At 59.5% G+C, this 21,527-nt stretch carries 20 protein-coding genes; 8 read left to right on the top strand and 12 right to left on the bottom strand.

Translation table 11 applies throughout. The features are described from left to right. Nucleotides 1-21: 21 nt before the first annotated feature. Genes EC919_RS15385 through EC919_RS15375 form a run of 3 tightly spaced genes read right to left on the bottom strand, consistent with a single transcriptional unit; the run spans nucleotide 22 to nucleotide 2,230 of the window. The gene (locus EC919_RS15385; protein ID WP_133775290.1) at nucleotides 22-693 is read right to left on the bottom strand and encodes an alpha/beta hydrolase; all 672 of its coding nucleotides are present in this window, start codon (nucleotides 691-693) and stop codon (nucleotides 22-24) included. A 4-nt stretch (nucleotides 694-697) separates the two neighbouring features. Next, nucleotides 698-1,531 carry a DODA-type extradiol aromatic ring-opening family dioxygenase gene (locus EC919_RS15380; protein ID WP_133775289.1) on the bottom strand — a complete coding sequence of 278 codons (834 nt, stop codon included), beginning with the start codon at nucleotides 1,529-1,531 and terminating at the stop codon, nucleotides 698-700. 27 nt (nucleotides 1,532-1,558) lie between these two features. Beyond that, complete coding sequence (locus EC919_RS15375) at nucleotides 1,559-2,230, bottom strand: NADPH-dependent F420 reductase (RefSeq protein ID WP_347876985.1); 672 nt, start codon at nucleotides 2,228-2,230, stop codon at nucleotides 1,559-1,561. A 68-nt stretch (nucleotides 2,231-2,298) separates the two neighbouring features. Between EC919_RS15375 and EC919_RS15370 the strand changes: the two genes are divergently transcribed. Then, nucleotides 2,299-3,195, top strand: a complete 897-nt coding sequence (locus tag EC919_RS15370) for a LysR family transcriptional regulator (protein WP_133775287.1) — start codon at nucleotides 2,299-2,301, stop codon at nucleotides 3,193-3,195. 84 nt (nucleotides 3,196-3,279) lie between these two features. Here EC919_RS15370 and EC919_RS15365 read toward each other — a convergent pair whose 3' ends face one another. Next, nucleotides 3,280-4,230: an alpha/beta fold hydrolase gene (locus EC919_RS15365; RefSeq protein WP_133775286.1), complete on the bottom strand. Its 951-nt coding sequence runs from the start codon at nucleotides 4,228-4,230 to the stop codon at nucleotides 3,280-3,282. Between the two features lie 179 nt (nucleotides 4,231-4,409). Between EC919_RS15365 and EC919_RS15360 the strand changes: the two genes are divergently transcribed. Both EC919_RS15360 and EC919_RS15355 read left to right on the top strand, forming a co-directional pair. After that, complete coding sequence (locus EC919_RS15360) at nucleotides 4,410-5,318, top strand: LysR family transcriptional regulator (RefSeq protein ID WP_133775285.1); 909 nt, start codon at nucleotides 4,410-4,412, stop codon at nucleotides 5,316-5,318. 134 nt (nucleotides 5,319-5,452) lie between these two features. Further along, the gene (locus EC919_RS15355) at nucleotides 5,453-6,247 is read left to right on the top strand and encodes an SDR family NAD(P)-dependent oxidoreductase (RefSeq protein ID WP_133775284.1); all 795 of its coding nucleotides are present in this window, start codon (nucleotides 5,453-5,455) and stop codon (nucleotides 6,245-6,247) included. A gap of 96 nt (nucleotides 6,248-6,343) precedes the next feature. Here the strand turns inward: EC919_RS15355 and EC919_RS15350 are convergent, their stop codons facing one another. Together EC919_RS15350 and EC919_RS15345 are read right to left on the bottom strand one after the other, a co-directional pair. Further along, complete coding sequence (locus tag EC919_RS15350) at nucleotides 6,344-6,928, bottom strand: carboxymuconolactone decarboxylase family protein (protein ID WP_133775283.1); 585 nt, start codon at nucleotides 6,926-6,928, stop codon at nucleotides 6,344-6,346. Between the two features lie 45 nt (nucleotides 6,929-6,973). After that, nucleotides 6,974-8,341 (bottom strand): MFS transporter, encoded by a 1,368-nt coding sequence (locus tag EC919_RS15345; RefSeq protein WP_133775282.1) that lies wholly within the window; start codon nucleotides 8,339-8,341, stop codon nucleotides 6,974-6,976. 104 nt (nucleotides 8,342-8,445) lie between these two features. Here EC919_RS15345 and EC919_RS15340 point away from each other — a divergent pair, with 104 nt between their 5' ends. Beyond that, on the top strand, nucleotides 8,446-9,321 hold the full coding sequence (locus EC919_RS15340) for a LysR family transcriptional regulator (protein WP_133775281.1): 876 nt from the start codon (nucleotides 8,446-8,448) through the stop codon (nucleotides 9,319-9,321). Between the two features lie 20 nt (nucleotides 9,322-9,341). Here EC919_RS15340 and EC919_RS15335 read toward each other — a convergent pair whose 3' ends face one another. From EC919_RS15335 to EC919_RS15325, 3 genes are all read right to left on the bottom strand, one after another. Then, nucleotides 9,342-10,814, bottom strand: a complete 1,473-nt coding sequence (locus tag EC919_RS15335; protein ID WP_133775280.1) for an efflux transporter outer membrane subunit — start codon at nucleotides 10,812-10,814, stop codon at nucleotides 9,342-9,344. Nucleotides 10,815-10,820: 6 nt separating this feature from the next. Continuing rightward, on the bottom strand, nucleotides 10,821-14,000 hold the full coding sequence (locus tag EC919_RS15330) for an efflux RND transporter permease subunit (protein WP_133775279.1): 3,180 nt from the start codon (nucleotides 13,998-14,000) through the stop codon (nucleotides 10,821-10,823). An 89-nt stretch (nucleotides 14,001-14,089) separates the two neighbouring features. Then, nucleotides 14,090-15,271 (bottom strand): efflux RND transporter periplasmic adaptor subunit, encoded by a 1,182-nt coding sequence (locus EC919_RS15325; RefSeq protein ID WP_133775278.1) that lies wholly within the window; start codon nucleotides 15,269-15,271, stop codon nucleotides 14,090-14,092. A gap of 121 nt (nucleotides 15,272-15,392) precedes the next feature. Between EC919_RS15325 and EC919_RS15320 the strand changes: the two genes are divergently transcribed. Then, the gene (locus EC919_RS15320; protein WP_133775277.1) at nucleotides 15,393-16,301 is read left to right on the top strand and encodes a LysR family transcriptional regulator; all 909 of its coding nucleotides are present in this window, start codon (nucleotides 15,393-15,395) and stop codon (nucleotides 16,299-16,301) included. A 123-nt stretch (nucleotides 16,302-16,424) separates the two neighbouring features. Here EC919_RS15320 and EC919_RS15315 read toward each other — a convergent pair whose 3' ends face one another. Both EC919_RS15315 and EC919_RS15310 read right to left on the bottom strand, forming a co-directional pair. Further along, nucleotides 16,425-16,778 (bottom strand): putative quinol monooxygenase, encoded by a 354-nt coding sequence (locus EC919_RS15315; protein WP_166650555.1) that lies wholly within the window; start codon nucleotides 16,776-16,778, stop codon nucleotides 16,425-16,427. 86 nt (nucleotides 16,779-16,864) lie between these two features. After that, entirely contained in the window at nucleotides 16,865-17,062 is a 198-nt protein-coding gene (locus EC919_RS15310; protein WP_166650554.1) for a tautomerase family protein, read from the bottom strand. A gap of 143 nt (nucleotides 17,063-17,205) precedes the next feature. On the opposite strand from EC919_RS15310, the gene EC919_RS15305 reads away from it, so the two are divergent. Then, a complete protein-coding gene (locus EC919_RS15305) occupies nucleotides 17,206-18,108 on the top strand; it encodes a LysR family transcriptional regulator (protein WP_133775276.1) in 903 nt (300 codons plus the stop codon). Nucleotides 18,109-18,193: 85 nt separating this feature from the next. On the opposite strand, the gene EC919_RS15300 is transcribed toward EC919_RS15305, so the two are convergent. Then, a complete protein-coding gene (locus EC919_RS15300; protein ID WP_133775275.1) occupies nucleotides 18,194-19,093 on the bottom strand; it encodes a LysR family transcriptional regulator in 900 nt (299 codons plus the stop codon). Between the two features lie 135 nt (nucleotides 19,094-19,228). Here EC919_RS15300 and salA point away from each other — a divergent pair, with 135 nt between their 5' ends. Then, entirely contained in the window at nucleotides 19,229-20,518 is a 1,290-nt protein-coding gene (gene salA / locus EC919_RS15295) for a salicylate 1-monooxygenase (RefSeq protein ID WP_133775274.1), read from the top strand. 57 nt (nucleotides 20,519-20,575) lie between these two features. Next, nucleotides 20,576-21,514, top strand: a complete 939-nt coding sequence (gene catA / locus EC919_RS15290; protein ID WP_133775273.1) for a catechol 1,2-dioxygenase — start codon at nucleotides 20,576-20,578, stop codon at nucleotides 21,512-21,514. Nucleotides 21,515-21,527 lie beyond the last annotated feature (13 nt).

Below are 21,527 nucleotides of genomic sequence, written 5' to 3'. Positions count from 1 at the left end.
TCCTTTTTTGATGGGTCGTTGTCAGTTGGAAAGCGAGAGTGTCTGGGTCAGCCACCGGGAAAAATCAGCCAGTTCTTGCGGGACGATTTCGTGAGCCATGTCGTAGAAATGCGTCTGGTGTGCCACGCCAATCCGGCTTAGCCATGCATCGGCTTCGTGGGCCCAATCAACCGGCAGGACGTTGTCCTGCTGCCCGTGCGCGATGAAGGCAGAGACCGTTTTCAGCCGCTCTGGCGCAGCGATCAGCGGTTCGATTTCCCGCAGCATCCTTCCGCTCAGCAGGGCAAAACCCGCCACCAGTTCCGGCTGCGTGACGCCAACGCTGGAACTCATGATTCCGCCCTGACTGAAACCTGCAATCACGGTGGGCAGCGGTGGCAGCGCCTCGATGAACCGGATCAACAGCTGTCGGCTCGCTTCGGCCTGCTGCTGGTTGAACGAGGGGCCATTGCTGGTGAAATTGACCTGGTACCAGGCAAACCCCTGGGGGCCAAGCTGCAAAGGGCCGCGCAGCAACAGGATTTCGATGTCGTCAGGAAGGGAAGTCGCAAGACTTGCCAGATTGGCTTCGTTCGAGCCCACGCCATGCAGCAGCAACAAACGTCCTTTCGGGTTTGAGCTGGCGCACGTCTTGCGGAAAAAAATACCCGATTCAGGCTCGCGTGCCGGGTCTGAAAAATTGATGGTCTGCATAGGGTTATGCCACGCCTTCTAAAGGTTGAACGGATTTCGACGCCTCGTTACCGCGTGAGGTGAACAGGTAGCTGTCCATGGCCAATACCCCGTGGGTAATGCCCCCCTCCAGAACCTGCGTCTGATAACTTTCGCCGGCGGCACCCAGCGCTATGAACAGCGGCAGAAAGTGCTCGTCGGTCGGATGCGCGCGCTCGGCGAAAGGCGCGTACTGCTTGAAATCAAGCAGCTGGTCGATGTTTCGCGCTTGCAGGGTCTGGGCCGTCCAGGCTGCAAACTGTTTGACGTAATCGGCCCCATGGGGTGTTGCCCCACGGAATTCGTACAAGTTATGGGTCAGGCTGCCCGACGCGACGATCAATACATTCATCTCGCGCAGCGGCTTGAGGGCTTCGCCCAGTTTCCAGGCGCTACGTGTGTCGAGTGCTGCGGGCATCGAGACCTGAACCACCGGTATATCGGCGCCTGGCGCCAGGTAGCGCAGCGGTACCCAGGCGCCATGATCGAGCCCACGGTTCGCGTCCAGCCGCGAGTCCCAGCCGGCGGTCTGCAACAGTTGCACGATCTGGCTAGCCAATTCCGGCGCGCCCGGTGCCGGGTAGGACAACTCATATAGCGCGTCGGGAAAGCCCCCGAAGTCGTGAATGGTCTTTGGAAAAGTACTTGCGGTGACACTGACGTGATCGCGGGTCATCCAGTGCGGAGAAAGGATCACGATGGCGTCAGGTCGCGGCATTGCTTGACCGAGCGCAGTGAGGTTCTTGCCTGCCAGGCCAGGTTCCATGGCGAACGAGGGAGCGCCATGAGACACAAAGAGCAGTGGAAATAAGGTGTTCATGACGACTCCTGTTTGGTGACGTGGGTATTACTTGCTCAGCCAGACCGGGGCGACGGTGGTGCCCAGACCTGCGCCATAGCCCAGATAAATGTTCAGCCCTGCCAAAGGCTCCAGGTAGCGAGCGTTGACCAGACCACCGGCATCCACCGTGTTCCAGCCCAGGCTGCGGGCCAATGCGATGGCCGTCTGCTTGGCCCGCTCGCTGTCACTGGCGACGAACACGCTGCCGGTCTGGTCGTTGGCGAACGTGGGGCCGTCGGCCAGCACTTGGGCGAACAGGGTGTTGAACGCTTTCACGACATGGGCCTGTGGCACGGACTTGGCGATCTCTTCCGAGGCGCTGGTCACGTGGCCAACCGTCAGCGACATGAAGTCGGCGCTCAGGGGGTTGGTGATGTCGATGATGACTTTGCCGGTCAGATCGCCCAGGCTTTGCAGCGCTGCAGCGGCATCCGGGTAAGCGGTTGCGAGGACAACCACGTCGCTGTCGTTCAGTGCTTCAGATGCGGTGTGGGCGCTGACATTGGCGAACTGATCAGCCAGGGCCTGTGCCTTGCCAATGTCACGTCCAGTGACCCGAACGGTGTGGCCTGCAGCGGAAAGCTGTTTCGCAAAGGCCGAACCCATGTTGCCGGTACCAATCAATGTAATTTTCATAAGTGCCTCGTCTTGAGTTGAGTTGCGTTTCGATGGGCTCAGTTTATAGGTTGCCTGGCTGGGATAAATCGGGCCAAATGCGATGAATAGTTCCACTGAGTGAGACAATCATGGATCGGGCGCTGGAAATGCAGGTCTTCTGCACGGTTGTCGATAAAGGCAGTTTTGTCGGGGCCGCCGAGCCGCTGGGCATGTCCAAGGCGGCTATCTCGCGTTACGTGAGCGGGCTCGAAGAACGGCTGGGCGCAAGGCTGTTGCACCGCACGACCCGGCGGCTTTCGTTGACGGACGAGGGCCGTCAGTTCTATCTCCAGGCGCGAGAAGTCCTGTTGATGATGGACGAGGCTGAGGACGCGGTTTCGTCTGCTTCGCCAGAAGCCAGCGGCGTGCTACGGGTGAATGCCCCCGTCAGTTTTGGCGTCTTGCACCTGGCGCCGGTCTGGGCCGACTTCATGAAGGCCTACCCGAGGGTCGAATTGGAGATCAGTTTGAGCGATCGTCTGGTGGACCTTGTCGATGAAGGCATTGATCTCGCGGTGCGTATCGCACGCCTGGAAAACTCCTCACTGGTCGGCAGACGGCTGGCCGGCACCCGGATGTGTCTGTGCGCGTCGCCGGCCTACTTGAGCAGCCATGCGCCCATCCGCGAATTGTCAGATGTGGCGGAGCACGGGACCGTCGCCTACAGCAACTTTGCCAGCGGCAATGAATGGCAATTCGAGGGGCCCCACGGCCTGGAAACCGTCATCACCCGTTCAGTGGTGCGGTGCAATAACGGGGATACCTGTCGGGCCATTACCTTGGCCGGCGGAGGCGTGTCCCTGCAGCCGAGCTTTATGGTGGCGGAGGATTTGCGTCGAGGCGATCTGATCGAAATCCTGCCTCGGTTTCGCTCGGTCGAGTTGGGTATCTATGCGGTCTACCCGACGCGTAAACATCTACCCGCCAAGGTGCGTGCGCTGATTGCGTTTCTGGCGCAGCGATTCGCTAAGCCATCGTGGGAGTGACACGGCAATGCGCGCCCTCATGACCTTTACTGGCCGGTAACCGTTGACCCTGACGCCCAGGGTCAAGTGGTCTTGGGGAGCGGCCTATCGCTCGATAAAGCTGCGCAGATCCGCCGCAAATTTTTGCGGATTTTTGAAAGCCAGGAAGTGATCTCCGTGCTCTTCCTTTGTGTACACCTGCAGCACCGAATCCGGGATCACCGAACTCATCCAGCGTTGGCTCTCCAGCCAGTCGCTGTACGCGCCGGTAAAGACAGCCGTCGGCACGTTGATCTTGGTGCGGATCACATCCCTCCAGTCATTGGTGGCGTGATCGAACAGCACCTGCCCGGTGAAGGCCATGTCATCGTTCACCGCCGCCTGCACCAGACTGATGACGTTATGAAAGTAGGGCGATTCCATGGCCATGGCACGTTCCAGCACCCGGCTTCCGGAGACGAGCATGTTGGTGGCGGTGCCCTGTGTATAGGAGGCGATCATGCGCTCGGGCGAGGTGGTGAACGCGCCAGCCTGGACACGTTCCTCCTCGCTCCAGTCGGCATGGCAATACACCGAAGGCGCCTGATCGATGATGCTCAGCGTCCGGATCCCTTGAGTCCCGAACAGGTCGATGTAAGCCCACATGACCGAGGCGCCCATCGACCAGCCGCAATAGTGAGCCTCGGAAAGCCCCAGGTGATCCGCAAACTCTTTCACGTCCATCGCAAACCGGGAAATTCGATTGCCCGAGTTGACCCTTTCTGAAAGGCCCTGATTCCTCACGTCCAGCACGTAAACCCGATAATGCTTGCTCAGGATATGCATCAGGTGAAAGTACATGGCGCCATTGGCAGACCAGCCCGGGATGAAAATCAGCGGCTGTCCTTGCCCTGCTTCCCAATACGCGAGATTGACCCCATCGCGGGTGATAAAGCTGCTGACGGTCAGGTCGTCGAAGTCTGAGGTGCGGAAGGGCTGACCAATGATTTCGTGGGGAAAGAAAAAGTCCTCGCCCAGGAGGGTGTTAAGCGGTACGGCGTTCAATGGGTATTTCAAGAAGAAGTGCCTGCAGTCGTTTGAAGATGAATACCGACGTATCACACCAATCTGTGGGGTTGATGATCATGTACTGCCTGGTTTCATCCTTGGGAAGAATAGGTGCGGCCAGAATAGGGCTTGTGGTGCAGGGTGATAAATACTGAAAATGGCGTCACATTCGAAACGGATCATTTTCAATGGATCGGCTAAGCAGTATGGCGACGTTCGTCAAGGCAGTTGAGATGGGCTCGTTCAGCGCTGCCGGAGATTCGCTGCAGATGTCTGCGCAGATGGTCGGCAAACATGTCCTGCACCTGGAGCACCATCTGGGGATGCGGTTGCTCCATCGCACGACCAGACGCCAGAGCCTGACCGACTTTGGTCGCACGTTTTACGAACGCTGCAAGATCATTCTTGCGGAGGTAGAGAGCGCCGAAAATATGGCCGCCGAGATGCAGGCCACGCCTAGCGGCCAGCTGCGGGTCAACGCGCCGGTCAGTTTCGGCATGCAGTCTCTGGCACCTCGACTGCCTGATTTCATGAGGGCCAATCCCATGATCAGCGTCGAATTGACGCTGGCCAATCGTGCCGTTGATGTGATCGACGAGGGCTTTGACGTTGTGTTCAGGGTCGGCCAGTTGTCCGACAGTGGCCTGATTGCGCGTCCCCTGGCCCCTTATCAACTGATGCTGTGCGCGGCGCCATCGTACCTGCGCGGCAAACCCGCCATACATACGCCATGGGACCTGCAGGACCACGAGTGCCTGGGGTTTTCCCACACCGAGTTACGCACCCATTGGACGTTCGACGGGCCGGAGGGCAAAGTGATCGTGCCGGTGAACAGTCGTTTGATGGCCGATCATGGCGAGCCGCTTCTGTGTGCTGCGCTGGCAGGTCTGGGCGTGTTGTTGCAACCGGTGGAACTGGTACGGGCATCGTTACTGCGAGGCGACCTTGTGCCACTGCTGCCGACTTACCCTATTCCCTCTCGCCCCCTGCATATTCTCTACGCGCCCGATCGACGGCTCACGCCCAAGCTGCGCAGTTTTCTGGATTTCGCGCTGAACACATTCGGCAAGGAAGCGGTGAACCCGGAGGTATTTTGAAACCTGTGGTTGTTAATCCCTCTCCCGAATCGACATTTATCCCGCTGGCTTAACGCTCTACAGTGATCGATTGCTTCTACAGTCTGTAGAAGTCCCAATCGGGGCTATGCCCGCCCACCATCGATGGAGACATGATGAAAATCGAATTGAATACCAAGCGCGCGCTGGTGACTGCCTCCACCAGTGGGATCGGTTTCGCGATTGCCAAAGGGCTCGCCGAGGCCGGTGCAGAAGTGGTGATCAATGGCCGCAGCGAGGGCTCGGTCAATGATGCCGTCGCCAGACTGTCAAACGCTGTTCCGGGGGCCACCATCTCCGGTGTGGCTGCAGATCTCGGCTCGCCGGGCGGCGTTCAGACACTGGTGCAGGGTGCGGGGCAGATCGACGTTCTGGTTAACAATGCCGGCATCTACGGCACTCAGGATTTTTTCGAAACCGACGACGATGTCTGGGACAACTACTGGCAGACCAACGTCATGTCCGGTGTGCGTCTGAGCCGCGCATTGTTGCCGGCGATGGTGGACAAGCACTGGGGCAGGGTGGTGTTCGTGTCCTCTGAGTCTGCACGCAACATCCCGGCGGACATGATTCACTACGGCGTCTCCAAAACCGCACAGCTGGCGTTGGCGCGCGGCCTGGCAAAGCGGGTCGCGGGCAGCGGTGTGACCGTCAACAGTGTGCTGCCGGGCCCGACCTTGTCCGACGGGGTTGCAGGCATGATGCAAAGCGAAGTGGAGCGGACTGGCAAATCCCTTGACGAGGTTGCCAAGGCGTTCATCCAGGAGCACCGGCCAAGCTCGATCATCCAACGGGCGGCAACGGTTGAAGAAGTCGCCAACATGATCGTCTACGTCTGTTCACCTCAGGCGTCCGCCACGACAGGCGCAGCGCTGCGGGTTGACGGTGGTGTGGTTGACGACATTGTTTGATATGAACGGCTGACGCCGACTGGCGAAAGGGCCTTGCAGGGTCGATGGCACTGCCATCGACCCCTGGGCCAGCCAGCAAGCAGGCGGGCATCAGTCTCAACCCTTGATCCAGCTGCCATCCTGCTGCGCATCAATCTCGATGTTGAAGGTCTGGAGATAGCCAGACACCATCCGGTAGTAACCGATGACGATGACTGCGTCGCTCAATTCCTGAAGCGAGAAGTGCTGCTGTGCATGCTTGAACAGCACACCGGGTGCCTTGCCCTTGTCAATAATGGCTTGTCCGAACCGAAGCAGAACGCGCTCGTCTTCTTTGAACGCGACGGTATCATCGAGGCGGCCTTCTGCAATGGCGACGAACTGCTCCGGGCGAACACCCGCCACCTGAGCGATGGAAATATGCTGCTCCCATTCATAAGCAACGTTTTCGTGGGCAGCCAGCAGCAACACCAGCAACTCTTTATGGTAATCGGAGATCGTCAGGTCCCTGAATATCGCGTTGGTCAAATCAATGACGGGAATAAACGCCCCGGCGCTGTAACCCAGCATCCGAAAGAAATTAACTTTCGTTGGCAGGTTTTCAAACTTTTCTCTGACCGGATCGGGCAGTTTTGAAAAATCCGGATACTCGATCTCAATCTTGGAACTGATGGTGTTATTGGAGAGGGTGGGCTTGCTCATAGGGGACTCCTGTAGAGGCAAATAGATTGTCGTTTGGTTGTTTATTCACGTGGCGACCGGCAGTCGGGACGAGCGAGTGACCCAGTGGCTCACGCCGAGACAGAGCAGCAGCGCCAGCGCACAGACGACCATCGCCCCGGACAAACCGTGAGAAAAAGCGGCAGGTTCGGTGCTGGTGATCATCGCCCCGAAGACCGCGACGCCGACGACCCCTCCCAACTGCCGTGCCGATGCCATCAAGCCTGATGCCATGCCCGCATCCTCCTTGGAGACAGCTGACAACATGGAGTTGGTGATGGAGGGCACCGAGGCTGCGCTGCCAATACCCACCACCATCAGGGCGATGTTCAGGTACCAGAGCGAAGAGTCTGGGGTGACCCTGGACAGCGCCAGAAACCCCACGACCTGAACCAGAAAACCGGTGGTGATGATGCGCGTCGCACTGACCCGTTTGGCAATGTGTGACGAGACCATGGTGGAGACGGTCAGCACTGCCGTCAGCGGTATGAATGCAAGGCCCGTTCTGAACGCGTCATAGTGCAGAAACGATTGGAAGTAGATGCTGAAGACGAACACCGTCCCATAGAACGTGAGGTTGATGGCCGATCCTGCCAGTGCGGTTGTCGCCAATACCCTGTTGCTGGCCAGGCGGCTTGGCAACAGAGGGTGTTTTATCCGGCGCTCGATCGCCACGAATGCAATGGCGCACGCCACGGCGATGCCCATGACCGAGACCGTTTCGGTACCCCAGCCCTTGGCGCTCAGCTCGGTCAGTGCGTAGGTCAATGACGCCAGACAAAGGGCGATGGTGATCTGTCCCGGCACATCGACTTTCTGTTCAATGCGCGGGGATGTCGGGGCATAGCGCATGACAAGCCCGATCGCCAGCACGCCGATGGGTACGTTGACCCAAAAAACGCTGCGCCAGCCCAGATACTCGATCAACAGCCCACCCATCACCGGCCCGGCCGCCAAGGCAATACCGCCACAGGCACCCCAGATCGCCACAGCAGACCTGCGTTTATCAGGGTCTTCGAACGCTAGCCGTATCAGTGTCAGGGACGTCGGGACCAACAGAGCCGCGCCGACGCCCTGAACGATCCGCATGCCGATGAGCATGCTCATGCTGTTGGACAGGCCGCAGCCAATCGAGGCGAGTGTGAAAATCGCGAACCCCGACGCGAAGACGGTCTTGGCGCCGAACTTGTCGCCCCAGGCGCCGCCGAGAATCAGCAGGGCGGAGAACGCCAGCGCGTAGCTGTTGATGACCCATTGCAAGCCAGTGAGGTTGGTGTCGAAAGCCGTTTTCAGTGCGCCTAAACCGACGTTCACCACGCTGACGTCCAGCTGGACCACAAGAAATCCGAGGCAGGCTGCGATTTGAATCGCCGCCAGAGAGGTGGTTTTTGACATAGGTGTATCGTCCCAATGCTGAGGCGGTGGCTGGAAAGTAGCGTTTGACAGCCCATGCGTAAATACTAGAATCCGCAGACATTCAATGCATATGTGCATGGCTCATGAACTGGGAAGACCTTCAATTCTTTTTAACCATCGCACGGTCGGGCAGCTTGTCGGGGGCGGCACGGGTACTGGGCGTCAATCAGGCCACCGTCAGTCGACGTCTGGCCTCGCTGGAAGCGCAACTCAATGTTCGGCTGGTGGACAGGCTGCCCCGCGAGTCCCGCCTGACAGCGATGGGGCAACAGATACTGCAGGATGCCTTGGACATAGAAGCGAAGTCCTTTGCCATCGAGCGCAAGTGTCTGGCATCCAGCACAGCCGTGAGGACAAAGGTCTCCATTACGGCCCCGCCGATACTGGCCCGCCACTTCCTGGCCCCCCATCTCGCCGCGCTGGCACGTCTGCACCCGCTTGTGCAGTTGAGCATTCTCAGCGAGTCCCATGTGGCGTCGCTATCGCGCCTTGAGGCGGACCTGGCGTTGCGGTTGGCGCTACCGATCGAAGACACGGATATCATCAAGAAGGTAGGCCAGATGCGGTTCGCGCTGTACGCCGGACGCGATTATCCCTGCGTAGACGATCCACAGCAGTGGGCGTTCGTTGGCTATACCGAACGTCAAACCGACTTCGCCCACAAACGCTGGCTGTACGACGTCATAGGCGCAAAGCGCGTGGCCTGCGAACTGTCGGATTTGAGCCATCAATATGAGGCCGCTTGCACGGGTATCGGCGTGGCAGGATTACCGTGTTTTCTCGCGGATCCCGATCCACGCCTTGTCAGGCTTCAGAGCAGCTTCCCCATGCTTGATCTCGACATCTGGGTCGCCATGCACCCGGACAGTCGCGGCGACCCGGTGGTCCGTCATATCTCGCAGACCATCGCGCAGTTACTTGAATCCATCGGCCTGGGTTTACCGTTGGTTAGCCGGTGAGGCCCTCGAGGTTTTGTGATTTACCGCACAGCGGTCGCCCCGCTGGTCGTGTTGCCCCATCCACCGCCGAGCGCTCGAATCAACCGAACCGTGGCTATGGACTGTTCGCCGTACAGGCTGGCGAGATTGCGTTGGGCTTGTAAGGTGCTGCGGTTGGCATCCAGTACGCTCAGGTAGTCCCGCGCGCCTTCGTGAAACTGCGCCTGGGTGATGCTGCTCGCCCCCCGGGACGCATCGACGGCTTGGGTCTCTGCCTGTGCCTGCTGCTCTAAAAGACGAACACCGGCCAGGTTGTCCTCAACCTCAAGCAGTGCGTCGAGCACGGTCTGCCGATAATGAGCGACCTGCTCCTGATACGCGGCGCGGGCATTTTTCAGATCGGCGTTGCGTTTGCCGCCATCGAACAACGGCAGGTGCAGCATGGTGCCGGTCAGTGGGCCAAGCAGGAACGCTTTGCTCGATCCCTGAAACAGCTCGCTCAGGGTATTGCCCTCGAACCCGGCGGTTCCTGTCAACGACAGCGACGGGAAGTAGGCAGCCTTGGCTACGCCGATCCGTGCATTCGCGGCCGCCATGGCGCGCTCCGCTGCGGCAATGTCCGGCCGACGCTCCAGCAGGGCAGAGGGAACTCCGGTCGGAATCTGCAAGGCGAGGGCCTGGATAGGTTGAGGCGCGAAGTGGAAGCTGGACGGAGGCAGACCCAGCAGAACAGCAAGACTGTGTTCACTCACCGCACGTGCACGGGCCAGCGCCAGTGACTCAGCCTGCGTGGACGCCAGCTCCGCTTGCGCACGCATCATGTCCAGCGGGCTGTCCTGCCCGCTTTCGGAACGGCTGCGAGCGAACGCCAACGCATCTTTACGCTGCTTGAGGGTGTCGTCGTATACCTTGATCTGCGCGTCCAGGCTCCTCAATTGATAGTAATTGACGGCGACGTCGGCCTGAAGCGCCAGCAGCACGGACTGGTAAAGAGCAGCGCTTTGCTGCGCCTCGGCGCCGGACGCCTTGATGGCGTCACTGACTCGGCCGAACAGGTCGGCCTCATAGGCCACGTTCGTTTGTGCTCTCCAGTACGTCGTCGCTGGCTGGGCGTCGTCGGTGGAACTGTGTGAGTCGCGCTCGCGTGAGGGGCCGAAGCCGGCATCCACACTTGGCAGTGCCCGGGATTCGACGCCTTGATGGTACGCGCGTGCTTCCTGAACCCTGGCGGCTGCCTGTTTAAGGTTCTGGTTGGCGCCCCCGGCCTGGGTTTCAAGATCATTGAGCACGGGGTCGCCGAACACCTGCCACCATTGCCCGCGCGGCAGCTGGTCAGCCGGACTTGCGGTTTTCCAGCCCGCCACGGGCGTCAGGTTCTGTTCTTTGTAAGCCGTCGGTGTCTGGTCGTCGGGCACGCTGTAATCGGGTGCCAGCGAAAAGCATGCCGACAACGAGAGCAGAGCGGATGTGGCCAGCGAGACGCCAGCCCAGTGTTTGATTGAAGCGAAGTTCATGATGGATCAGGCCTCGATATCGGCGAAGCGGTGATGCTCGGCAACCAGCGGCTTGCTGCCGGACAACTTGCGTGAAAGTACGTAGAACAGCGGGGTAAGCATCAGCGCGAAGACGGTCACCCCCAGCATGCCGAAGAACACGCTGACCCCGATGGCATGGCGCATTTCCGAACCTGGCCCGGTGGCAACCACCATGGGGACGACACCCATGATGAAGGCCATTGACGTCATCAGGATCGGCCGCAACCGCAGACGGGCAGCCTCGATGGCCGCGTCAGCGATACTTCGCCCTTGCATTTCCAGCTCGCGGGCAAACTCGACGATAAGGATCGCGTTTTTGGCTGAGAGTCCCACCAGCACCACCAGACCGATCTGAGTGAAAATGTTGTTGTCGCCGCCAGTCAGCCACACACCCAGCAAGGCCGACAGGATGCTCATGGGCACGATCATGATCACGGCCAGCGGCAACGACAGACTTTCGTACTGGGCCGCCAGGACCAGGAACACAAGCAGTACGCAGATCGGGAACACCATCATCGCGGCGTTGCCGGCCAGTTGTTGCTGATAGGCAAGGTCAGTCCATTCGAACTTGATGCCCGCCGGCAGGGTGTCCCTGGCGATGCGCTCGATGGCCGCCTGCGCCTGGTTGTTGGAATAACCAGGCGCGGGTCCACCATTGAGATCCGCCGCGGTGAATCCGTTATAGCGCACAACCATTTCCGGGCCGTAAGTGGTTTTGACGTGCAGCAGGGCGTCCAGCGGAACCATCTCTCCCGTGCGGCTGCGTGCCTTCAGCTTTCCGATGTCCTGGGCGAAGGCGCGGTAGCGGGCATCGGCCTGAACGCGAACCTGATACACACGGCCGAAACGGTTGATGTCATTGACGTACAGCGAACCCAGGTAAATCTGCAGGGTGTCGAATACCTCATTCACTGGCACGCCCAGCTGTTGTGCCTTGACTCTATCGACGTCCACATCCAGCTGCGGGATATTGATGTCGTAGCTGCTGAACAGCGGCCCGAGTTCCGGCGCCTTGGCGGCGGCCGCGATGAAGGCTTCGGTCGCGTCGTGCAACGCCTGATAGCCCAGTGCACCGCGGTCTTCAAGCTGCAGTTTGAAACCACCCAGGGTACCCAGACCGAGCACGGGTGGCGGCGAGAATACCGAGATTTTCGCGTTTTTGATATGCGTGAATTTCCGGTTCAAAGAACTCGCAATGGCGTCCGCACTCAGGGTTGCACCGTGCCCGTAGCGCAGGTCGAAAGTGGTCAGGGGGAGGAACATGACCACCGAGCTGGACGAGGAGGTGAAACCGTTGATCGACAGGCCTGCGTGAGCGACGGTAAATCCGACGCCAGGTTCCTTGAGCGCCATGCGGCCCATTTCCTGGGAGACTTCATCCGAGCGTTCAAGGGTGGCGCCATTGGGCAATTGGGCGACGGCAATCAAATATTGCTTGTCCTGAGCCGGCACAAATCCGCCGGGCACGACATCGCCCATGATCACCGCCAGCCCGAGCAACAAGGCGTAGACAACCAGCATGGCCCCCTTGTGTTTGAGGGTGCCGCCGACGCCTCTGCCGTAGGCATCCGAGCCCCGTTGAAAAAGCCGGTTAAACACACCGAAAAAAGGCCCCAGAATCCGGTCCATTCCCCGCGTCAGACGGTCCTTGGGCGCATGGGGGCTGCGCAGCAATAACGCAGAAAGGGCAGGCGATAACGTCAGGGAGTTGAATGCCGAGATGATGGTCGAGATCGCGATGGTCATCGCAAACTGCTGGTAGAACTGACCGGTAAGGCCGGACATGAACCCCAGAGGCACGAACACCGCCACCAGTGTCAGGCAGATGGCGATAATGGGCCCACTGACCTCGTCCATCGCTTTATAAGTGGCCTCCGTGGGGCTCAGCCCATGCTCCAGATTGCGCTCCACGTTCTCCACCACGACGATGGCGTCATCGACCACGATGCCGATGGCCAGCACCATGCCGAAGAGCGACAGCGCGTTGATCGAGAAACCGAAGGCCAGCATCAGCGAAAAGGTCCCGACGATGGCGACCGGTACGGCCAGCAGGGGGATCAACGCAGCTCGCCAGTTCTGCAGGAACACAATGACGACCAGCACCACCAGGGCGATGGCTTCCAGCAACGTATGAACCACCGCTTCAATACTGGAGGCGACAAACCGGGTGGGGTCGTAATTGATGCCGTAACTCACGCCCTTGGGCATGTCCTTGCCGATATCCACCATTTCACGGCGCACATCGTCGGCAATCTGCAGCGCATTGGCACCTGGCTGCTGAAACACCCAAATGCTCATCGATACTTTGGTGTTGAGATGGGTGCTCTGGGTGTAATCCGATGCACCCAGTGCAACCCGTGCCACGTCTCTCAGGTAAGTCACGCCACCGTCGGCGTTGGTCTTCAGCACAATGGCTTCGAACTCTTCCGGCGACTGCAGCCGACCCTTGACGTTGATGTCCAGCTGCATCTTCACGTCCGGGGCACTCGGGGTTGCGCCCACCATCCCTGCCGATACTTGCGCGTTTTGGGCCTGGATCGCACTGACCACATCTGAGGCCGCCAGCTGGCGCTCTGCCAGCTTGCGCGGATCAAGCCACACCCGCATGGAATAGTCGCCACCGCCTTTGAGTTGCACATCGCCCACGCCTTGAATCCGCGCCAGTCGATCCCGGATATGAATCAGTCCGTAGTTGTGCAGGTAATCCACGTCGTACTGATCGTTGGGTGAGAACAACGTCACGGCGAGCGTCATGGTGCTGGACGCCTTGATCGTGGTCACGCCCAGCTTCTGCACAGCCTCCGGCAGGCGCGGCAACGCCTGGGATACGCGGTTTTGTACCAACTGTTGAGCAAGATTGGGGTCCATGCCCAACTGGAAGGTGACCGTGGTGGTCATCTGCCCGTCGCTGTTGGCCTGGGACTGCATGTACAACATCTTTTCCACGCCATTGATTTTTTCCTCAATGGGGGCGGCAACCGTTTCGGCAATCACCTTGGGGTTGGCGCCCGGGAACTCGGCGTGGACCAGCACTTGCGGTGGCACGACTTCCGGATATTCGGAAATGGGTAACTTGAATGCAGCGATCACGCCCAACAGCAAGATCACGACCGAAAGCACGGCCGCGAAGATGGGGCGATCGATGAAAAATCTGGAGAACTTCATCGAAAGGTTTCTTCTGGTAATAGAGATGCGGCGGCGCGGGCTGACGACCGCGTCGGGTTTTAGCAAATCAAGGGTTCAGGGCGCGTGGCTTATCGGCGGGCCGACAGGTTTTCTGGCTGGACATCCATCGTCACCACGCGCGCGGTGACGTCTTCGTCGGCGTGGACGCGCTGCATGCCACTGACGATGATCTGGTCTTTGGCGTCCAGGCCGCTGTCGACAATCCTCAGCCCTTCATACAAATCACCCAGAGCGACCTCGCGGTGGTGCACGCGGCCTTGAGCATCGACGACCATCACGTATTTGCGGTCCTGATCGGTGCCGACCGCCGCGTCGTTGATCAGCAGCGCCTGGCGCTGTTGTCCGGCGCTGACCTTCACGTGGGCGTACATGCCCGGTACCAGCAAACCCTGGGGATTGTCGAAACGCGCACGCACACGGATCGTGCCGGAGTTGCCGTTGAGCTGATTGTCAATCGAGTCCACCGCCCCCTGACGCGCGAAAGCTGTTTCATTGGCCAGTCCCAGCGCCACGTTCACCGGCTTCTCATGGGGTTGGCCAAGAAAACGCACGTAGGTCTGCTCGTCGACCTCAAAGGCGGCATAGATCGGCGAGATGGACACTATCCGCGTCAACATTGGCGCGTTCGCACCTGCGGCGACGACGTTGCCCAGGGTGAGTTCGGCACGCGAGACCTTGCCGCTCACCGGTGCGACGACATGGCAGTAATCCAGGTTGACGCGCGCGGTTTGCAGACGTGCCTGAGCGGCCTTGAGGTCGGCGGACGCAGTCAGCTCTTGCTGCAAGGCCGCGTCCAGGTCGCGCTGGGCCATCGCGTTCTGGGAGAGCAATCGCCTGGCCCGTGCCGCATCGGTGCGGGCATATGCACTGCGAGCGCCGGCGCCGGCAACGTCGGCCTGCGCCTGATCCACGGCCGCCTGGTACAACCGGGTATCGATGGTAAAGAGCGGATCGCCGCGCTTGACCTGCGCACCATCCTTGAAGTGGACGGCAGTAATGATGCCGGACACCAGTGGACGCACATCAACGACATCGACCGCCTCGAGTTTGCCGGAGTAAGTCTGGTACTCGTTGATCTGCGCCGACACGGGTGTCGCGATATCGACGGCTGGACCGGCAGGGGCCGCGATGGGTTCGGCAGCCTGCGCCTGATTGCGCGCATTCGTTGCCAGCACGCAGTACCCGGTAGCGAGGGACGCGGTTAACGCGATAGCGATGGCAATGGGCAGTTTCTTTGCGATGGGTTTCATGAGTTCTACAAATCTGGGGTGTCGGTGAGGAAGGCTGACAATGCTAAAGTAGAACCCGCAGTCGATAAACAAGCTACAAATCCCAAGACTTACGCCTTTAATTCCTCAATGAGCGTTATCGATGTCCCTCAATGACAGCTTCTCCGGCATCCCTACGTTTGTCATCACAGCCCGTTCGGCAAGTTTTACAGACGCCGGAGAACGACTGGGTATTTCCAAATCCGCGGTGGGGAAAGCCATTGCTCGCCTGGAGCGACGCCTGGGGGTGATGCTGTTTCACCGCACGACGCGGCGGCTGTCACTGACCGCCGATGGCGAAGCCTACCTGGCGGCGTGCAGCGGCGCGCTTGACGAAATCCGCGACGTGGAAAACTGCCTGACGTCAAAGGCCCATGAACCGTCCGGTCAGTTGCGGGTAGATATGCCGGTCGCGCTGGGGCGGCGTTTGATCCTGCCGGTGATGCTCGACATCGGTCAGCGTTTTCCGGGCTTGTCGTTCATGCTCACCTTCAACGATCACCTGATCGATCCCGTGGAAGAGGGTGTTGACCTGGTGATCCGCTTTGGTGACCCAGGCAACCACCAGGGCCTGATCGCGCGGCCGTTGACGCAGCAGCGTTTGATCATCTGTGCGGCGCCCGCCTACCTAAGGCGCAACGGGACACCGCAGACCCTGACTGATGTGCACGATCATGCCTGCATCGTCTCCCACCGACGTGGCCAACCCTTGGGCTGGCGAGTGGCCGAGCTGGGTGACGCACTGCGTATTGTGCCGCCGGGCACGCATCAGGTGGGCGATGGGCTGGCGATGATCGACTTTGCACTCGCCGGGCTGGGGTTGTGCCAGATGCCGCTTTGCGTGGTACGCGAGCACCTTGAATCCGGTGCGTTGGTGAGCGTGCTGAGCGCCTACGAGCCCGAGCCTTTGATCGTGTACGCGCTATGGCCCAAGACGGCACATCTGCGGCCCAAGGTCAGGTGCCTGATTGACACCTTGATCGAGTTGGGGGAAGTCGGAAAGCTGGAGTGAATCGCCAGGCACGGCGTGCATCTTGATGATGCAAGTAGTCCCGGTCATGAAGGGTTCTGAGGAGGGAAAGAGGGAGCGGCGCCACCCCGGCCTTGGCAGTCGGGGCGGTGCAGATCACTATGATCAGCGGCTGAAGCCGTCAAACGGTGTCATGTACACCGCACCGAACGGATCGAGGCGTTTGCGGATCTCTGCATCGGGGGTGCCATACACGATCAGGCTGGTGATGGTGCACAACTCCAGAAAGCGCTCACCGAAAGGGGCGAAGGTCGTGTCTACGTGGCTGACCACGGAATCCACCTTGTAGCGTTCGAGGATATGGGCAACGCTTTGGTCTTCGTTGACGCTGTACTCGTAAACCAGCGTGTCCGGCTCTTTTTTGGTCGCTTCAACGATACGGGCAATCAGGGCCTTGAACTCCGGAAAGTCGCCGGGCTTGATGGCAAGGGAAAACTGGCAGGAAATATAGGGATGCATGGGGATGTCTTCCATCGAGGGCGTAAAACACGCCTTGGGAGGATGCATCGCTCGCTTGGCCGATGCATTGAATGCGCTGTATCAGATCAGGGCTTTGCCGGCTCTTCACCAAACAACTTGCCTGCACCGGCCCAGTCGGAAGGCGCTACGTCTTCAAAAATAACGTAGATGTACTCGGCCGGGGTACCGGTGTTTTTTACGATACTTTCAGTGATCTCAGCGGCGACGGTTGCTTTCTGAGCGTGCTCTTTTCCTTCGAACCAGCTAACACGTACGACGGGCATGATGTATTCCTCTTGGGGGATCGAAAACCGGGCCTGAGCTTCCAGGCCACCAGATAACACCCATCCTAGTGTAGATAACTCTCGTGATAAACGGCCTGAAACTATAAAGTGGGTAGACATAATCTCTACAGTTGACGGGTTTCATGGTTCCGATCGATTCGCTTCAAGGTGTTATCACCTTCATCACGGCCGCGCGGTCGATCAGCTTCACCGAGGCGGCTGCGCGACTGGGCGTATCGAAATCGGCCGTCGGCAAGTCCATCGCTCGCCTTGAAGAAAGACTGGGGGTGCAGCTCTTCCACCGAACCACGCGGCGAATTTCGCTCACCGCTGATGGCGATGCCTATTTCATCGCCTGCTCAAACGCACTCGAAGAAATCGGCGCGGCAGAAAGTGGCTTGGGGCCCGGCACTCGCGAACCTTCCGGCCGACTGCGGGTGGATATTCCCGTGGCATTCGGGCGGCGGGTGATTGCGCCCCTGCTGTTTGAGATTGCCAAAAAATACCCGTCGTTGCGCCTGAACATGACGTTTTCGGATCATCTGGTCGATCCGATTGAAGAAGGCATCGACTTGCTCGTGCGCTTTGGCGATATCAAGGATACCAGCGGCCTGGTGGCCCGCCGGCTCGCGCGCCAACGCTGGGCGATCTGTGCGGCCCCGGATTACCTGGCTCGCTTTGGCGTCCCCGCCAGCCTCGAGGATCTGGACCGCCACCATTGCATCGTTGGGCATCGACGGGGGCAGCCGCTCTCCTGGCGGGTCACGCAGAATCAGGAAACCGTTCGCTTCTCGCCGCCGTTCACCCATCAAATCGGTGACGGGGAAGCGATGATTCTCGCTGCCTTGGCGGGCGTGGGTCTGTGTCAGATGCCACGCTGCCTTTTCAGGGATGATATTGAAGCCGGAAGGTTGGTCGAGGTGTTGGGAGGCTATGAGCCGGAGCCAGTCGAGGTCCATGCGGTATGGCCGAAGGTGTCGCACTTGCGGCCAAAGGTGAGGTATGTCGTGGATGAATTGGTCCGGCTATTCGAGGACTGGCAGTAAGCTTTCGGGACACTCCCTGCCACTTCGGTAGAGCTGACGTGTCACCTGCGCTTCAGCGCCTGTCTGTTCCGAAGCCCCATCCACATCAGTCGCTGAACAGATCAAACATCAACTGTCGAAACCAGCGATTGGCGGGATCTCGTACGCATCGGGCGTGCCAGAACAGGTTGATGGCGATTTCCGGCAACGGCATGGGCAACGGCAAAATGGTCAGTCCGAATGGCTCAATGCAGCTCATTGCAAACCGCTCCGGTACGGTGGCGATGAGGTCGGTGTTTTGCAGGATGTGGCCGACAGCGACGAAGTGCGGTACTTCAAGTTTGATGTCTCGATGCAGGCCGGCGCGCTGCATGATTCCATCTATTTCGCCGTGGCCCGTGCTGGTCGCACTGACCCTTATATGGCCGTATTCACAGTAGCGCTCGCGCGTCATGGCGTGCTGTGTAACCGGATGCCCCTTTCTGCACAGGCCGACATAGCGATGATGGAACAGTCGTCGCTGATAAAAGCCCGCTTGCAGATCCGGTAGCAGGCCGACTGCCAGATCCACCTCGCCGTTCGCCATGCCTTCGGAAAGGCCGGCATGGCTGCGCAGCGTACTCACTGTCACGCCCGGCGCCAATGCCAGCAGCGTCTCAATCAACTTGGGCATGAAGTAGATCTCACCGATGTCCGTCATCGCAATAACGAAGCGCTTGTGCGTCGTCGCCGGATTGAAATCGTCAAGACGGTTCAATGCGCCGTGCAGCGTGCCAATGGCGTTTGCCACCGGTTCAGCGAGTTGCAATGCGTAAGGCGTCGGCTGCATCCCGCGATGGGTCCGCACGAACAGATCATCCTTGAGCGCTGTGCGTAAACGTTTAAGGGCATTACTCAGAGCCGGTTGCGTGAGTCCAAGACTCTGGGCAGCGCCGGAGACACTTCGGTCAATCAGCAACTGATGGAAGATCACCAGCAAATTTAAATCCAGATCGCGTAGCTGCATTGTGCTGCCTTCAAGCCCCAAGCCAGAGCCGTTATTCATACTGGTGATAGATTTTATGCATGTTACGCCATTTATCAATAACTCTGACTATGGGCATGATCGGGACATTCCAAAAACAAAACGCAGGTCCGTCCCATGAGCAGTACTCAATCAAAACTACAGATCGCCATCGTCGGTGGTGGCATTGCAGGCATCGCGCTTGCGCTGGATTTGTGCCGCCACACTCATCTCGACATCCAGCTGTTTGAAGCCGCCCCTGCATTCGGTGAGGTCGGGGCAGGGGTGTCGTTCGGTGCCAACGCCGTACGTGCCATCGAAGGGTTGGGCATTGGCAAGCCGTATCAGCGCATCGCTGACCGCACCCCCGAACCCTGGCAGGACATCTGGTTTGAATGGCGTCGTGGCACAGACGCCGGCTATCTGGGAGCAAGCGTTGCGCCGGGGGTAGGCCAGTCGTCGGTGCACAGAGCCGACTTTCTGGACGCTCTGGCCCACGAGTTACCCCCTGGCATCGCTCGGTTTGACAAACGTGCGGTCACCCTCGAAGAGGTCGCCGACCGGGTTCGAATTGGTTTCCTGGACGGCACCGAACACACCTGTGATCTGCTGATCGCGGCCGACGGCATCAAGTCCTCGATTCGTGATTATGTCTTGCGAGGCCTGGGGCAGCCTGCTGTGGCACCCCGGTTCAGTGGCACCTGCGCTTACCGTGGAATGGTTGACAGCGAGACCCTCCGGGCGGCTTATCGCGCTGCCGGCATCGATGAGCATTTAATCAATGTCCCGCAGATGTACCTGGGCCTGGATGGCCACATCCTCACCTTCCCGATCAAACAAGGCCGGCTGATCAACGTCGTGGCCTTTGTCTCCGATCGTAGCGTTCCTGACCCGCAATGGCCCCAGGACAAACCCTGGGTAAAAAATGCGACCCAGGCCGAAATGCTCGATGCGTTTTCGGAATGGGGAGACGCGGTTGGGGTGCTACTCGAGTGCATTCCTGCGCCCACTCTCTGGGCACTTCATGATTTGGCCGAGCTGCCCGGCTACGTCCACGGTCGTGTGGCCCTGATCGGTGACGCTGCGCACGCCATGCTTCCCCATCAAGGCGCGGGAGCCGGTCAAGGCCTCGAAGATGCCTGGTTGCTGGCGCGGTTACTGGCTGATCCTCAGCTGGGCCACGAAAACATAAAGCGCGTACTGGAGGTTTACGACGCAGTACGCAGACCGCGTGCGTGCAGGGTGCAGCGGACTTCATGGGAAGCCGGTGAACTGTACGAATGGCGTGATCGTCAGGCCGGCGATGACCCCGCCGTGCTGTCAACGACTCTCGCCAACCGGTTCGACTGGCTGTGGAACCACGACATGGAAAACGACCTGGCAAGCGCTCGCGTTCAGCTCGGGTGGCAAACGGCAGCCGTGCGCTGATGTCCCCGGACTTTTAGTCCAGTGCACACACTTCAATAATAAAAAAGGAGCCTTACCATGGCGGTCAGCATTGCAGACACACCGCAGGTTCTCGCGTTTGTCGAGGACGCTGCGGGGTTGAAAAATACAGATGGAAATCCGCGAAACAAGCAAATCGTCTTTCGGCTGCTACAGCAAACCTTTCGCTTGATCGAGGAGTTGGACGTCAGCGATGACGAGTTTTGGTCGGCGGTGGAATACCTCAACCGACTGGGCGCAAGCCATGAGGCCGGCCTGCTGGTGGCGGGGCTTGGCATCGAGCATTTCCTCGACCTGCGCCACGATGCCAAACAGGCACACGCCGGCCAGGCGGGGGGGACGCCGCGGACCATCGAAGGCCCGCTGTATGTCGCCGGTGCCCCTTTATGTCAAGGCTACGCACGGCTGGATGACGGGGGCGAGGGCGATGCCGCAACGGTCCTGTTCGTCGAAGGCAAGGTTGTCGACCTGCAAGGCCAGCCGATCGCCGCCGCGTTGGTCGATGTCTGGCAAGCGGACACCAAGGGCAATTATTCGCACTTCGATAAAAGCCAATCGGCATACAACCTGCGCCGCCGAATAGTGACGGATGAGCAGGGACGTTACCGTTTTCAAAGCATTGTGCCGTCTGGCTACGGCTGCAATCCATCAGGTCCGACCCAGGACTGCCTGAACCAGCTTGGGCGCCATGGTCAACGTCCGGCGCACATTCATTTTTTCGTGTCTGCGCCAGGTTTCGAGCATCTGACCACGCAGATCAACCTCTCGAACGACGCCTACCTCTGGGATGACTTCGCTTACGCCACCCGTGATGGATTGATCGGTGAGGTTCGCTTTGTCGAAGCCGCTGAGGAGGGCAAGCAGCAGGGGGTTCAAGGGCGGTTTGCAGAGATGACTTTCGACTTCCAGCTGCGCCTCGCGCTGGATAACACAGCCGAGCAACGCAGCAATCGTCTGCGGGCACTTCAGGCCTCGTAACCCCCGGACTCCG

Origin of the sequence: Pseudomonas graminis (assembly GCF_004364335.1) — a bacterium.
Taxonomy (GTDB): domain Bacteria; phylum Pseudomonadota; class Gammaproteobacteria; order Pseudomonadales; family Pseudomonadaceae; genus Aquipseudomonas; species Aquipseudomonas graminis_D.
The sequence above is the reverse complement of the archived record's forward strand: the minus strand, read 5'-3'. Positions and strand labels throughout refer to the sequence as shown.